Here is a 15424-nt window from a genome sequence, read left to right on the forward strand (position 1 = left end):
CCGCCCCGCCGAAACCAAAAAGAGCTCAAACAAACCGTCCAATCTGGGCTAGGAAAGTCCACTTTCTCATCAAAACTCATTTTCACCGACACATTTTTTCTGTTTACCTCATAAATTTCTCAATCTCTTTTTTTGAAAATACATTTGACATAAGAAAAATGAGAAGGGATGAAAACAATTAACAGAAAAGGCTTTTTAAAAAGCTTAGGTTTAGCAGGCGTAACTGCTTTGGCCGCACCAATTTTGATGCATTGTAGAAAAGATGACGACGACGATTCTACAACAGGAGTTATAGACAATTCAATTTCTACGGCCTGTGCTGTGACAAATTCTGAAACTGAAGGTCCGTTTCCGACAAAAACACCTTCGAGTTTAGTTCAGACCAACATTGTGAGCGACAGAACGGGAGTTCCATTTACAATTGCGATTACCGTTCAGAATGTGAACGCAAGTTGTGCAGTTTTACAAGGCGCAATTGTAGATATTTGGCATTGCGACAAAGATGGAAATTATTCCGAGTATGGAGGAACAGGAATGCAATCGGCAAATTACACTTCTGTACATTTTTTAAGAGGAAGACAGACAACTGACGCAAACGGAAAGGTAAATTTCACCTCAATTTTTCCAGGATGGTACAACGGAAGAGCTACTCACATTCACGTTCATGTTTATAATGCTTCGGGACAATCTTTATTAGTTACTCAAATTGCATTTCCTGAAGGAACCGACAGTGCCGTTAACTTGGTTGCAGTAAGTACAGGTTATAAGGGAATGAGCGGATATACTTATAATTCAAATGATAACGTTTTCAGTGATGGAACCTCCAACGAAATGTCCAGTATTTCGGGAAGCGTAAGCGGAGGTTTCGCACTATCTCACACGATAAAAGTTTCGGCTTAAAAGATGGTTATTAGTTTTTTTAATAGCGGTAAATGATGATGAAATAGATGATGAAGCAGTAATCATTTATCGCTTTTTAATTTTTTCAATGATTTAAATTATGTTAGTTCAAACTCCTTCCCAAATATTTAAAGCTGATTTTGCATTCTGGAAAAAAGAAAATAAATCGGTGATTAATGAAATCATCAGCAAAGAAAATAATACAGGTGATTTAAAAACCGTAACCGAAGTAGTTTTGGACGAAAACGGAATTTTTGAATTTGAATCTGAAGAAAATTCCACGCTAATAATTTTGACGCTTTATGGGAAAATTCAATTAAATAAATTCAGAAAAGTAATTTCTTCTGAGGAAGTTTTCACTTTAAAAACAAAAGAAAAATCAACCGTTAAAATCAAGAATTATCTGAATAATGGAAAAACAGATATTTTAATTATTGAACTACAATCTTTAAATCCTGAAAATGCTTTTTTTATTGAAGAACTCACTATTGAAAAGCAAAATACGCTTATTCCGATTTCAAAAAAACTAGAAACACCCAATTTTATAGGACTTTATGAAGGGAGAAAAGAAGAAACTTATTCACTTTACAATCCTGATAAAACAATCTTTGGGATGGTTATTAACGGTGCTTTTGAATTTCAGAACAGATTGTTGGAAACAAGAGATTCTATTTTGTTGAGAGAAATTGATGCGTTGGAATTTGAAGCTTTAAGTGAAAATGCCTTAATCTTATTTTTAGAAATCTGATCCGTGAAGAAAATCCAGAATTTTTTCCGACAAGAAACGGTTTTTACCATTTTTTTGGATGATGTTTCTACAGTAACCATCAATCTTTTTGACGGTACCGGAAAAAAAATACTCTCGGTTATTGAAAAACTAAAACTCAGTGCCGGAAAACAGGAAATTAAAATTTCTCAAAACCAGATAAGTTCGGGAATTTATACTGCAAAAATTTATATTGAAAATCTGAAGGGTAAAAATTCTAAAGAAATAGAAATAATTATCAATTAATATATTCTGCAATAGATTATTTTTTTCAACGGAGGGACAGTAAAAAAGCTGTCCTTTTTTTAAAATCTCAAATTGAAAATCTATCATGAAAGCAAAAATAAAATTCGCATTTCGTATCGTTATTGACCAGAATTCTGAAATGATTTGGGATAATTATATTTTTGAAGATACTTATTTTGAATATAAAATTCAGCATCAGGTTTTTGATGATAAAGAAAATCCCGTGAAAAATTATTGGGAACTTTTAGCGAACAATCCTCATGCAGAAAGAATTCCGTTTTTGCTGAGTTCTGCGGTGGTAAATTATGTTTCACAATTAAATGGAGAGATCAAAAGTCTGCCTGATGTTTTAGGAAATACTTTTTTTCCGATTGAAAATTTTAAGCTTGATTTAATCAGTTCAAATCTTGAAGATTCTTCAAAACATAAAATCGGGCTTACATTTTATACTCCCGAATTACTTTTAATCGATATCATCGATAACAAATATCTTCTGAGTAAAAATATAGACAAAGAAAATGGTTTCGAAACGTTTATGTTTGCTTTTCATCCTCAAGTTGCGATTTCTTATTACGAACCAGTTAATAATTCATAAATAGTTTTTGTAAAAAAATTCCGCCGAAAATATTTTCAGCGGAATTTGATTTTTATCTTACTTGTGGAGCGACTTTTTCTCCAAATAATTCTATTGACTTCATCATCACATCATTTGCAGGATCTCCAACATCCATGTGACCAATAAATCTCGTAATTCCAAAAATTTCTTTCATGTAAGCAATTTTATCGGCAACTTCAGTGGCATTTCCAATAAATAAAGCACCTTCTTTTGCTCTTCCGCCTTCATATTGCATCTTCGTATAAGGCGCCCAACCTCTGGATTTTCCGATTCTGTCCATTTGAGATTTATAATTATGGAAATATCCCTCCACAACATTTTGATCATCACTTACAAAAGTATGCGAGTGAATTGCAATCTGCATTTCAGACTCTGGATGCCCTGCGTTAAGATATTCCTGTTTATAAAATTCAATTAAATTTTTAAACTGAATTGGCATTCCTCCAATAATTGCAACCACCAAAGGCATTCCTAATTTCGCAGCACTTAAAACCGATTGCGGAGTTCCGCCAACCGCTCTCCAAATCGAAAGTTTTCCGTTATTTTTTGCTCTCGGATAAACCGTTTGATTTTGCATTGGAGCACGCAATTCCCCAGTCCACGAAACGTTTTCTTCAGAATTTATTTTTAATAATAATTCTAATTTTTCGTCAAAAAGCTGCTCGTAATCATTCAGCGAATAACCGTACAAAGGAAAAGATTCAATGAAACTTCCACGACCAACAAAAATTTCAGCACGACCGTCGGAAATTAAATCTAAAGTTGAAAAATCTTCATAAACTTTCACAGGTTCAGAAGAACTTAAAACTGTTACTCCACTTGCCAATTTGATATTTTTAGTAACACTTGCTGCCGCTGCCAAAACGATTTCCGGTGAAGAAACTGCATAGTCGGGACGATGATGCTCTCCCATTGCAAAAACATCAATTCCAACTTCATCCATCAGTTTTACCTGCTCGATAATTTCACGAATTTTAATTCCCGCATCTTTATATTTTCCGGTATTTTGGTCGAAGCCTAAATCGCCAAACATTCCTATTCCTAATTCCATATTGTTGATTTTTAGATAGGACAAAATTAGTGCAATGAAAATTCAAAAGCATTGATGAATGATAAGAACGAAAATTCTTAACAAGTACTGATTTTAAATTTATTTTTGATTTCCTAAAAGCCCAAAAAGGATTTTATCTCTTATTTCATCAGTAATTTCAGAAGTAGACTCTATATTTCTTTTAAACCAGAAATAAGAATTATTCAACGTATGAAGGATAAATTTTGTAGTGAAAGAAGGAGACTTCAGTTCCCAGTTTTGAGCTTTATAAATTTCAGAAATTAATTGCTCAACTTCCTGCTGATAATTTTTTCTTAATTCTACAAACTCGGGCAATCTTACTTCCAAATGTTTCCATTCATTAGAATAAATATGCGTTACATCTCGGTTTTTCAGAACAACCGATAAATGTTTTTCAATAAATAAATTGAGCTTTTCCTGAGCAGGAACTTTGGTGTTTTTTACTTCTTGAAGCTCCTCAAAAAACTCATTGGCAACTCCGAAACAAATCCATTCTAAAATTTCTTCTTTAGAACGAATGTGAGCATATAAAGATGCCGCTTTGATATTCAGTTTTGTAGCCAAATCTCTCACCGAGCTGCCCATATAACCTTTCTCTTTGAAAAGTTCTACAGCGACTTCTAGTATTTTGATTTGTTTTTCTTTAAGCTCCATCTCGTAAAAGGCAAAAGTAATTATTTTGATTTTAATAATTTGATTTTCACGGGATGATTTAAAACAATGTTTAAGAAGTAGTAAGAAGATATCCTTTTTTAAATTCTAAATTTTATCTAAACTGACTGTTATTCCGTAAACTTCATTTGAATTTGATGAATTCGGAAATTTTGTCTTTTCAACATTGTTCAAAATTCAATAATTCGGAAAAAATGTCTTGAATTTTAAAATTTTTCACAATAGAATACTTTTTGCGGTAAAGGTATCAGAATTAAATGATTGATAAAGCATTAAGAAAGCGAAGCTTAGACGAAGTCAAATTGCATCGAAAAACTCACTTTCTTGATGTTTTTAAAAAGTAAAAATCTCAAAAAAATATAAAATATGAATCTAAATCAATATACCGTAAAATCACAGGAAGCCATTCAAGCGGCACAGCAAGTCGCAATGGAATTTGGCAACCAACAAATAGAACCTCAACATTTACTTGAAGGAATCTTTCAGGTGGATGAAAACATATCGCCTTTTTTACTGAAGAAATCTGAAGCAGATGCCATTTTAGTTAGAGAGCGAAACAGAGAAAATTTAGAAAGACTTCCGAAAGTACAGGGAGGAAACATTTATCTTTCAAATTCAGCCAACAAAGTTTTGTTGGATGCACCGAACATCGCTAAAAAAATGGGTGATGAATTCGTAACGATTGAACATCTTTGGCTTTCATTACTAGAAACCAATTCAGAAGTTTCAAAAACTTTGAAAGATATGGGCGTGACCAAAAGTCTTCTCGAAGGCGGAATCAAAGAGTTGAGAAAAGGAAGTACTGCGAATTCAGCGAGTTCTGAAGAAACATATCAATCTTTAAAAAAATACGCAAAAAATTTCAATGAACTCGCAGCAGAAGGAAAATTAGATCCCGTAATCGGTCGAGATGAAGAAATCAGAAGGGTTTTGCAGATTCTTTCCAGAAGAACTAAAAATAATCCAATTCTGATTGGTGAACCAGGTGTCGGTAAAACGGCGATTGCCGAGGGAATTGCACACAGAATTATCAGCGGAGATATTCCTGAAAACTTACAGAATAAAACTTTGTATTCCTTAGATATGGGCGCTTTAATTGCCGGTGCAAAATACAAAGGTGAATTTGAAGAGCGTTTGAAATCTGTTGTAAATGAAGTTATTAAATCAGACGGACAAATTATTCTTTTCATCGATGAAATCCACACTTTGGTTGGAGCAGGAGGCGGTGAAGGTGCGATGGATGCGGCGAATATCTTAAAACCAGCTTTGGCAAGAGGAGAATTGAGAGCGATTGGTGCAACCACTTTGAATGAATATCAAAAATATTTTGAAAAAGATAAAGCACTTGAAAGACGTTTCCAGAAAGTGATGGTGGAAGAACCGGATACGGAATCAGCCATTTCTATTCTTCGTGGAATCAAAGATAAATACGAGGCTCATCACAAAGTAAGAATCAAAGATGAAGCGATTATTGCGGCGGTGGAAATGTCTCAAAGATATATTTCAGACCGATTCTTGCCGGACAAAGCGATTGATTTAATTGACGAAGCTTCCGCTAAACTGAGAATGGAAATCAATTCAAAACCCGAAGAGCTGGATGTTCTCGACAGAAAATTGATGCAGATGGAAATCGAGTTGGCGGCTATTTCAAGAGAAGGAAGCCAGACAAAAATCGACCATTTGAAAGAAGATATTTCGAAAATTTCAGAAGAAAGAAACGAAATCAATGCAAAATGGCTGAAAGAAAAACAGAAATCTGAGGATTTAACGTCTATTAAAAAAGATATTGAGTCTTTGAAACTGGAAGCAGAAAGAGCATCAAGAGCCGGAGATTATGCCAAAGTTGCAGAAATTCAGTACGGGAAAATCAAGGAAAAAGAAGATGCTTTGCAGAAACTCGAACTGGAGATGCAAAATCATCAGAATGAATTGATTAAGGAAGAAGTTACGGCTGATAACATTTCAGAAGTGATTGGCAAATGGACAGGAATTCCTGTGACAAAATTACTTCAGTCTGAAAGAGAAAAATTATTGCACCTTGAAACCGAACTTCATCATAGAGTTGTCGGTCAGGAAGAAGCCATCGAGGCGGTTGCAGATGCCATCAGAAGAAACAGAGCGGGCTTGAGTGACGAGAAAAAACCAATCGGAAGCTTCCTGTTTTTGGGAACCACCGGAGTCGGTAAAACCGAGCTGGCAAAAGCGTTAGCGGAGTTTTTATTCGATGACGAAAACAATATGACGAGAATTGATATGAGTGAATATCAGGAAAGACACAGCGTGTCTAGGCTTGTTGGTGCGCCTCCGGGATATGTGGGTTACGATGAAGGTGGTCAATTGACGGAAGCTGTGAGAAGAAGACCTTACTCAGTCGTGCTTTTGGATGAAATTGAAAAAGCGCATCCGGATGTTTTCAACACCTTATTACAGGTTTTGGATGACGGAAGGTTGACCGATAACAAAGGTCGTGTGGTGAATTTCAAAAACTCGATTATCATTATGACTTCGAATCTCGGTTCGCATATTATTCAGGAGAATTTTGAGAATATTACCGAAGAAAATCAGGATGAAATTGTTGACAAAACAAAAATTCAGGTTTTTGATTTATTAAAACAAACCCTTCGTCCGGAATTCCTGAACAGGATTGATGAAACCGTATTATTCCAGCCTTTGAGAAAAAAAGAAATCGGAAAAATCGTTCAGTATCAGTTGAGAGGTTTCAATGATTTGTTGCTGAAAAGAAATATTTTAATGACCGCAACGCAGGATGCTTTGGATTATCTAACCAACAAAGGTTACGACCCGGTTTTCGGAGCGAGACCTTTGAAAAGAGTGATTCAACAGGAAGTTTTAAATAAATTATCAAAAGAAATCCTCGCTGGAACCGTGAATGACGGCGACAGAATTACGCTGGATTATTTCGAGGAAACAGGTTTGGTTTTCAGACCTTCAGAAAAATAAGTAGTTTTTTTCATACATATTATTTTTATGATGAGGTGCTGTAGAGAAGTCTGCAGCACCTTTTCTTTTTACACAATCCGTAAATTCACGGTTATTTTAATGGTAAAAACACGATGTCGTGATTTAGTATTTTTTTCAGAACTTTGTTAAACTAACTGAAAACCTATTCATATGAAAAGTGAATCTACAGAAAACAAAGGAAAACCTCATTCTTCCGTACCAAGCACACTCCCTACAATACTCATACAAAGTTTAGTTGATAATTACCGGGACAATCAACTTACTTATATTAATGAAAATTTAGGAGTTGACGACGCCCATTCTATTTGGTTTGATCTTCCCACTCTGAAAAGTTTCATTCAGGATATTGAAGAACAAGCACATTTGATTGATCCCAATATCCCCGATGCAGATCTTGGAGTTCGATTTTATTACGCGGCCTATCCCGAAGAGCCTCAAGAACCAGTACCTACAGATTACGGAAAAAGACACACTTTAGTAATGATTCCAACGAAAATTCAGGCAGGTCTTAACTATGATTTTAATCCTTTTGAAGAATTAGGAGAAGCCTTGGCAGTAGCAGCAATAAAACCGGTAATGGCATTGGCTCAAAATCACGGATGTTTGGTACCGCCGAATACATCGCAAATAGAATCTTACTAACAGAGTATTTAAAGATAAATGATATTCCAAGAATTTCTAATCGATAGTATGGTTTTTGCTGAAGGTATTGCAGCTCTGACTTCTATTTTTTTATATAAGAAAACAAAAAATACACACTATCAATTTTTTTCGTACTATCTTATTTTTATTTTCATTAGTGAAATGTTAAGCCGTTTCGGATACTTACCGTTTCCAAAAATACCATACTACAATAATTTTGTTATTCCAATAGAATTTATTATGCTTTATTGGCTTTACGCATGGAAATCATTAAATAACAAGAAACTCTTTTGGATTTTTGCATCGTTGTATTTACTATCATTTATCCCAAACGAATTGTATTTTACGAAAAATAAAGTAATCTACTCCTTCAACTATACATTTGGAAGCTTTCTTCTAATGTTTTTGGTGATTATGGAATATTATAAGCAAATTAATTCAGATAATATTCTTAATTTTTCTAAAAACAGAATGTTTTACATTAATCTTGGAGTAACTTTGTTTTATATAGGTACACTTCCTTTTTGGGCATTTTATTTTCCTCTCTTAGAGCACATGGAAATCTATGAAATTTACCGGGATTATTTTTGGATATCAGGAATTATCATGTATCTCTTATTTGCAATTTCATTTATATGGGGGAAACGGAATTATTCTTAACAATTATTACTTTCAACTTATTTTTTGTGATGTTTATCGTCGCAGTGATGATTTATATCCGAAAATATAAGCAGCGAAAAATGGAATATTTAGGTGAAATTCAGCTTAAAAATGAAATTCACCAGAAAGAATTATTGGCAACCCAACTTGAAATTCAGCAGGCAACAATGCAGCAGATTGGCCGTGAACTTCATGACAATATCGGTCAAAAACTTACTTTAGCGAGTCTTTATACACAGCAACTTCTTTACGAAAACAAAGTCGCCGGAGAAATAGAAAGGATAGATCAGGTTTCACAAATCATTAATCAATCTCTGCAGGATTTGAGAAGCCTTTCTAAGAATTTGACAGATGATAATACCAACCAAAAAGAAATTGTAACTTTAATTCAGGAAGAAGTTGACAATGCAAATATTCTGAAAAAATGCAAGATTAGTTTTGAGCATAATTTCAAATATCTCGATTTAGATTTTGTTCACAAAAATGTTTTATTGAGAATTACTCAGGAGTTTATTCAGAACAGCTTTAAACATTCTCAATGCGAAAATATTTTGATTACATTAAATACCAATGAAGAAAATCTTTGGGAATTTAAAATTACTGATGACGGAATAGGTTTTGATATCGACAACATCCTTTCCAACGGGATCGGGCTTACTAATATGAAAAACAGAGCCGAAATCATCGGAGCTGCTTTTAATCTTGAAAGCCATGAAAACAGGGGGACTTCCATTGAAATTAAATTAAAAAAACAGCCATGAAAAAGACCATTGTAATTGTTGATGACCATTTACTGATTGCAAAAGCATTGGAAGGAATTATCGGAAATTTTGGTGATTTCGAGGTAATTTATGTTGCTGAAAACGGAAAAGACCTCATCGAAAAACTCGAAAATGGCGAAAAAATTCCAGACATCATCCTACTCGATATCAGTATGCCATTAATGGATGGTTTTGAAACAGCTTTTTGGTTAAAAGTAAATCATCCCAACATCAAAGTGATGGCTCTGAGTATGCAAGGAGACGATAATAGTGTGATTAAAATGATTAAAAATGGAGCGAAAGGTTATTTGCTTAAAAATACCCATCCAAAAGATTTGGAAATAGCACTTTCAAAATTAAGCAGTGACGGATTTTTCTATCCTGAATGGGCCTCTAAAATCATTTTCTCAAACATTAACGGAGACAAAGGAAATGAAAAGGCGGTAAGAATTTCAGATAGGGAAAAAGAATTTTTAACATACACCGTTACCGAACTTAGCTATAAAGAAATTGCAGAAAAAATGTGTTGCAGCCCAAGAACGGTAGAAAGTTACCGCGACCAGCTTTGCGAGAAATTTGATTTAAAAACCAGAGTCGGATTAGCTGTTTTTGCCTTAAAAAATGGTTTTGCAGAATCTTAAAGATTTATTTTTTATCTGCTAAACGTAAATATAAAAAACCAAAACAGAATAATTCTGCTTTGGTTTTTTTGGACTAAAATCTTTTTTAGATTTTAAAATTTGTGGAAAATATTCGGTTTATTTGATACTTACCAATTCTACATCAAAAATGATTGTAGAACCTGCCGGAATTGCAGCACCTGCTCCATGATCTCCATAAGCAAGGTCTGAAGGAATGTAAAATCTGTATTTAGAACCTTTGCTCATCAGTTGAATACCTTCTGTCCAACCTTTGATTACCCCGCTAAGATTGATATCCATCGGATTACCTCCATTTTTATCAGTAGAATCGAAAACAGTTCCGTCCAAAAGTTTTCCGGTATATTTTACCTGAACAACATCTGTTGCTTTTGGTTTTGTTTTGCCATCACCTTCCTGCAAAACCTCGTACTGTAAACCTGAAGCGGTAGTTTTTACCTTAGGATTAGTTTTATTTTTCGTAAGAAAGTCCTGACCTTTTTTCTTATTTTCACCAGCTTGTGCTAATGCTGCAGATTGCTTTTTTTCATTTTGCTTCTGCATAAAATCCTGCATAAATGCGTTCATTTCCTCAGCCGGCATCAGTTTTTTTGTTCCATTCATCTCTTCTTTAATAGCCTGAGCCAAAAGATCTGCATCTACTTTGAAACCTTCCTGTTTCATATTTTGGGCAATATTTAACCCTATATAATATGATGCTTTTTGATCATCGGTATATTTGCTGTCACTTTTACCATCATTTTTCTGAGCGCACGAAATACTAAATATTGCGATGCAAAATAATGCAATTGTCTGTTTTTTCATTTGATAATTTTATTATTTATAACTGATTAATTAACCGCTGCAAATCTATCATTAATTGAAGAAACTTTCTTGCTGTACAAAACTTTTTTCTGTTAAAATTTTTAAAAAACTGAGAGAAACCAAACTAATCTACAATCTTTCTTGCTCATCAGCTTTTTTAATTGTTTTTGAATTTTTAACCGATTGATTTCCGAAATTATATTTAAGTGAAAATGTAAAACCCTGCGTATCTTGATAATCTAAAAAGTAATTATCCTGATTGCCATATTTCGTACTTACTTTCTGCTGAGTAGATCTGAAAATATCATTAAAAATGAATGCTGCTTCTAGTTTTTTGTTGAAAAATTTCCTGTTCATTACAAAATAAGCTGACCATTGACTAGAGATTGTAAAAGTTCCCTGTATTCCGGGAGAATAATATTTGTGCCCAACTTCCATTTTCCAATCTGAATTTTTGTCTAAAGTGAGACTTGTTGAAATATTAGAAACCCAATTCCAGACTTTATTTCTATTCAAAACTCCATCAATTCCTTTAAAATAGTTTTCGTTGTGTTCCAGGTTTTCAGAAACAATTAAATTCCACCAAGGTTTTATTTCAAAACTTTTATAAAGACTCAATCCAAAAGCCTGTCCTTTCTCTATATTGGTAAAATAATAGATCAGATTATTGTTTTCATGCTGCTGAAAAGAGATTTCCATTGAAGGGAAAAGTTCTTTTCGGTAATACAAATCAACATTCCAGTTTTTGAAAGAATAAGTCAGATTTAAATTGTGAATAATCGTTGCTTTCAACTTCGGATCACCTTGGTAATAAGAAAATAAATTGTAGTAAGATTTTGCAGGATTTAACCACGAATAAAACGGTCTGCTGATTCTTTTACCATAAGAAAACCCAAATTCATGCTTATTTTCAGTTGTATATTGTGCATAAAATGTTGGAAATAAGCTCCAGTAATTATTTTCATTCACTTCATAAGGCTCAGAAACCATCCCTTCTAAGTCGGTCATTTCAGCACGAAGTCCACCTTTGAAGCTCCATTTTTCAAGATTATAAGCCATTGAAGTATAGACTGCAAAATTGTGTTCTTTGTAATCAAAAAGACTGCTTTTTTCAGGTCTGTATTGAAATTGTCCGTTTTCATTATCCGAAAAATCAAGTTGACTGTCCGTTTTCACAAAGCTGTATTTAGCACCTGATTCCAACTCGAATTTATTATTTTTCCATCGATAATCAAATTGTGTGGAATACAACTGAACATCACTTTTATTATTGGTCATAAAATTCGTTTCCCTCGGAGTTTGATCGGCAAAATTCAGATAGGTGAGAACATTCTGATATTTGTTTGAATTATTTCCAGTAAAATAATTGATCCATGAAATACTGCTTTTTTTATTCAGTTTTCGATCAATTTGAAAACTTAAAGAATTATTAATTGTTCTAGAATGATGATCATTAATTGTGGTATAATTAGATTCAATTTGGTTTTGAAAATTGTAAATTAAAGTCGGAACATTGTACGTTCCAAAAGATTTTGGATTAAAATATCCAGAATAATTCAAGCTTGCCGTTGTAAGACTGTCGATCTCATATTCCACATTAAAGTTTACTGTATTCTGACTTTTTGCCTGATCTTTTCGATTCATCGTGTTGATCCAAGTTGTACCGTCTTCAGGATAATTTACAAAATCTGTTCCTTCACGATAATATGTTCCTGTTCCTCGAAAATAACTTCCCATGATTGAAAGTTTGTCTTTTTTGTAATACTGTGAAAGACCCGCAACACCTTTTGCATATTGGGTTTGAACATATTTCGAAGAAACAACTCCACGATAGCCTTCGATTTTATTTTTCTTCATGACAATGTTTAAAACAGCTCCACCTTCGGCTTCATATTTTGCAGGAGGATTGGTAATAACTTCCACAGATTTCACATCATCGCCTTGTGTATTTTCAAGAAAGTTTTTGAGCTCTTCACCCGACATCATCACTTTTTTATCGTTGATTGTTATCAAAACTGAAGTTCCGCCTTTTACAGCCAAAACATCATTACTGATTGTAACTTGTGGAGTTTTTTTTAGAATTTCCCATGCGTTAAGTGAAGAAATATTAGAGTTTTCTACATTAAATTCCAATCGGTCAACTCTTCTTTTAACCAGAGGTTTCTTCTTAATCAATGTTACACCTTCAATATCTTTCTGATTGTTTTTTAAAATAACATTTACAATTTGATTATCATTTTTTGCAGCAACTAATTTTTCAAATGAAAGATATTTTTCATCATTAATTTTTAGCTTAAATGATTGTTCAGAAAGACTTTCAAATGAAAAATTCCCTTCCATATTTGTGAATAAGCTTTTAATTAAAATATTTTCAGAATTATACAATTCTACTTTCACAGAATCGAGTTTTTCTTTTTCAGAATTAAAAACAGTTCCTGATATTTTCTGTGATTGCGAAAAAACAAAAACAGGAAAAAGAAGAAAGAAAAGATATTTATACATGCGGGTAATTTTTAAATTTAATTCAAACAGATTTGATATTTTTCTGGTACAAAATTCAATATTGCAACTGGGAATTTCGGTTAACGGAAGGTTAATACGAGGTTAATGGTAAAAGCGAAGTCCCGAAATGTATATATTTGCTTTAATGATTTTTAAAAGTAAATATCTCGTGTCACTTTTTGCTGGTTTATTCATGCTTCTGTTGGGGATTCAGGTTTATTTTATGTACAAAACATATCAGGTAAAAAAGCGTGAAATTTATAGCGATGTACACAAAAAAATCACAACTTACATCGATAATTTAGAAGATCTGGGACAGCTTAGTAAACATGGAAGCAATGAGTCAAAAGACATTTTTGTAAAATTTACCCATCAGGAAATTACTAAAAAGGAACTTTTAGATTACTTCGAAAAGTATAGAAATTCAACAAAAAATAATTTAAGTAACTACATCGATAAAAAATTTGAAAAAGATGATTATGAAGTTGCTGTAAGAGTCGTTTATTTGTCAGTAACCTCCCTTCCCGACAGTACAAAATTGATTGATAAACCAATTGTACTTTACGAAACAAGAAATAAAGTTCTGAAGCCCGGAATTTCGGAAACAGGAAAATGGGAAACCTCATCCACTTCTACTTCAGATAAAACGGAAAAGCCTGAAAGAAATGATTCTTTTATTGTAAAAAGTCAGACAGATTTTGAAATTTTAAACATCAATTACATTGTCTTTAAAGAACTCACTTTACTTATTTTATGCTGTGTAGCTTTACTTTTAAGCGTTTTGATTTTATATATTTTCACTGTGAAAAATTTAATTAAACAACAAAAACAGATTGAGGTTTTACACACTGTTGTCGACAATATTTCTCATGAATTTAAAACTCCGATTGCAACTCTTAAAATTGCTTCAAAAACATTAAAAAAGGAATACAATCAAGAGATTTTTCCTTTAATCGACAGACAGATTTCCAGATTGGAAGATCTAATGAAGCAACTTCACGCAGAAGAATTTGATGAAGTAATTTTAATAATTCATCCACAAGATTGGGATTTTTTCATTCAAGATTTAGCATTTACTTTTCCTAAAGCTGATCTTGAATTGAATAATTCCGTTTCTACAGAACTTCCGTTTGATAAAAAATTAATGGAAACGGTAATTAAAAATCTTTGTGAAAACAGCGTAAAATATGGCGCCTCAAAAATTAAAATTAATTTAAAAACCATTCAAAACAAACTTGAAATCACAGTTTCAGACAACGGAAACGGGATCGAACAAAAAGAACTGAAAAATATTTTTGAAAAATTCTACCGAATTCAGCCGAATAACATTCACAACAGTAAAGGTTTAGGTTTAGGTTTGTTTTTCGTGAAGAAAATTATTGAAAAATATAACGGAAAAATGGAAGTTTCGAGTATCGTAAAAGAAGGAACAACTTTTAAAATTTCTATTCCTTATGAAGATTAAAATTTTATTGGCAGAAGACGATTCAGACTTTGGGATGATTTTAAAGCAATATCTCGAGCTGGAAGATTTTGACGTTTCTTGGTTTCAGAATCCTGAAGATATTGTAACAATTTTAAAAACTGATTTTAATTTCCATATTGGGATTTTAGATATTATGATGCCCAATATTGATGGTTTTTCTTTGGCTAAAATGATTTTAAAAACTAAACCCGATTTTCCTCTTTTGTTTTTAACAGCAAAAAATCAGAAAATTGATCGTTTAACCGGCTTAAAAATCGGAGCAGATGATTACATTCCCAAACCTTGCGACCCGGAAGAATTAATTTTAAGAATTAAAAATATTCTGAAAAGAACATTAACTTCTGAAGCGGTAACTCAATATAAAATTGGAAGCTATATTTTAGACACAGAAAAGCTTTTGCTTTTCCATCCAAACGAAAAAATTAGGTTGACTATTCGTGAAAAAGATCTTTTACTTTATCTCTTAAAATTCAATCATAAAACCATAAAACGTGATGATATTCTCGACAATCTCTGGGAAACCAACGATTATTTTACAGGAAGAAGTCTTGATGTTTTTATCAGTCGGTTGCGGAAATATTTTCAGCATGATTCTGAAATAAAAATCCAATCCCTGCGAGGAATTGGATTTGAAATTGATTTTCCGGAGAATTAAT

General features: G+C 33.0%; 15 protein-coding genes. 11 read left to right on the forward strand and 4 right to left on the reverse strand.

Annotated features, from left to right (window positions below):
* The first annotated feature begins 168 nt into the window (after positions 1-168).
* The 4 genes from OEA66_RS06420 (at position 169) to OEA66_RS06435 (ending at position 2507) form a co-directional block, all read left to right on the forward strand.
* Positions 169-900, forward strand: a complete 732-nt coding sequence (locus OEA66_RS06420) for a dioxygenase family protein (RefSeq protein ID WP_267280606.1) — start codon at positions 169-171, stop codon at positions 898-900.
* Between the two features lie 100 nt (positions 901-1000).
* The gene (locus OEA66_RS06425) at positions 1001-1648 is read left to right on the forward strand and encodes a pirin family protein (RefSeq protein ID WP_267280607.1); all 648 of its coding nucleotides are present in this window, start codon (positions 1001-1003) and stop codon (positions 1646-1648) included.
* 3 nt (positions 1649-1651) lie between these two features.
* On the forward strand, positions 1652-1912 hold the full coding sequence (locus OEA66_RS06430) for a T9SS type A sorting domain-containing protein (protein WP_267280608.1): 261 nt from the start codon (positions 1652-1654) through the stop codon (positions 1910-1912).
* A gap of 85 nt (positions 1913-1997) precedes the next feature.
* Positions 1998-2507 carry a hypothetical protein gene (locus OEA66_RS06435; RefSeq protein ID WP_267280609.1) on the forward strand — a complete coding sequence of 170 codons (510 nt, stop codon included), beginning with the start codon at positions 1998-2000 and terminating at the stop codon, positions 2505-2507.
* Positions 2508-2559: 52 nt separating this feature from the next.
* Here OEA66_RS06435 and OEA66_RS06440 read toward each other — a convergent pair whose 3' ends face one another.
* Together OEA66_RS06440 and OEA66_RS06445 are read right to left on the reverse strand one after the other, a co-directional pair.
* Positions 2560-3579, reverse strand: a complete 1020-nt coding sequence (locus tag OEA66_RS06440) for an LLM class flavin-dependent oxidoreductase (protein ID WP_267280610.1) — start codon at positions 3577-3579, stop codon at positions 2560-2562.
* A 99-nt stretch (positions 3580-3678) separates the two neighbouring features.
* Positions 3679-4254, reverse strand: a complete 576-nt coding sequence (locus OEA66_RS06445) for a TetR/AcrR family transcriptional regulator (protein WP_267280611.1) — start codon at positions 4252-4254, stop codon at positions 3679-3681.
* Positions 4255-4638: 384 nt separating this feature from the next.
* On the opposite strand from OEA66_RS06445, the gene clpB reads away from it, so the two are divergent.
* The 5 genes from clpB (at position 4639) to OEA66_RS06470 (ending at position 9958) form a co-directional block, all read left to right on the forward strand.
* A complete protein-coding gene (gene clpB / locus OEA66_RS06450) occupies positions 4639-7233 on the forward strand; it encodes an ATP-dependent chaperone ClpB (protein WP_267280612.1) in 2595 nt (864 codons plus the stop codon).
* Positions 7234-7404: 171 nt separating this feature from the next.
* Entirely contained in the window at positions 7405-7896 is a 492-nt protein-coding gene (locus OEA66_RS06455; protein ID WP_267280613.1) for a hypothetical protein, read from the forward strand.
* Positions 7897-7914: 18 nt separating this feature from the next.
* On the forward strand, positions 7915-8556 hold the full coding sequence (locus tag OEA66_RS06460; RefSeq protein ID WP_267280614.1) for a hypothetical protein: 642 nt from the start codon (positions 7915-7917) through the stop codon (positions 8554-8556).
* Positions 8532-9317: a sensor histidine kinase gene (locus OEA66_RS06465; protein WP_267280615.1), complete on the forward strand. Its 786-nt coding sequence runs from the start codon at positions 8532-8534 to the stop codon at positions 9315-9317. The genes OEA66_RS06460 and OEA66_RS06465 overlap by 25 nt, the downstream gene beginning before the upstream one ends.
* Positions 9314-9958, forward strand: a complete 645-nt coding sequence (locus OEA66_RS06470; protein WP_267280616.1) for a response regulator transcription factor — start codon at positions 9314-9316, stop codon at positions 9956-9958. The genes OEA66_RS06465 and OEA66_RS06470 overlap by 4 nt, the downstream gene beginning before the upstream one ends.
* A 117-nt stretch (positions 9959-10075) precedes the next feature.
* Here OEA66_RS06470 and bamJ read toward each other — a convergent pair whose 3' ends face one another.
* Positions 10076-10780: a BamJ family beta-barrel-assembly machinery protein gene (gene bamJ / locus OEA66_RS06475; protein WP_267280617.1), complete on the reverse strand. Its 705-nt coding sequence runs from the start codon at positions 10778-10780 to the stop codon at positions 10076-10078.
* 129 nt (positions 10781-10909) lie between these two features.
* Positions 10910-13282: an outer membrane beta-barrel family protein gene (locus OEA66_RS06480; protein WP_267280618.1), complete on the reverse strand. Its 2373-nt coding sequence runs from the start codon at positions 13280-13282 to the stop codon at positions 10910-10912.
* 145 nt (positions 13283-13427) lie between these two features.
* On the opposite strand from OEA66_RS06480, the gene OEA66_RS06485 reads away from it, so the two are divergent.
* Positions 13428-14747, forward strand: coding sequence for a sensor histidine kinase (locus OEA66_RS06485; protein ID WP_267280619.1), 1320 nt, complete (start codon positions 13428-13430; stop codon positions 14745-14747).
* Positions 14737-15423 carry a response regulator transcription factor gene (locus OEA66_RS06490; protein ID WP_267280620.1) on the forward strand — a complete coding sequence of 229 codons (687 nt, stop codon included), beginning with the start codon at positions 14737-14739 and terminating at the stop codon, positions 15421-15423. The genes OEA66_RS06485 and OEA66_RS06490 overlap by 11 nt, the downstream gene beginning before the upstream one ends.
* The last annotated feature ends 1 nt before the right edge of the window (position 15424 follow it).

It is taken from the genome of Chryseobacterium luquanense (assembly GCF_026460945.1).
Classification (GTDB): Bacteria; Bacteroidota; Bacteroidia; order Flavobacteriales; family Weeksellaceae; genus Chryseobacterium; species Chryseobacterium luquanense.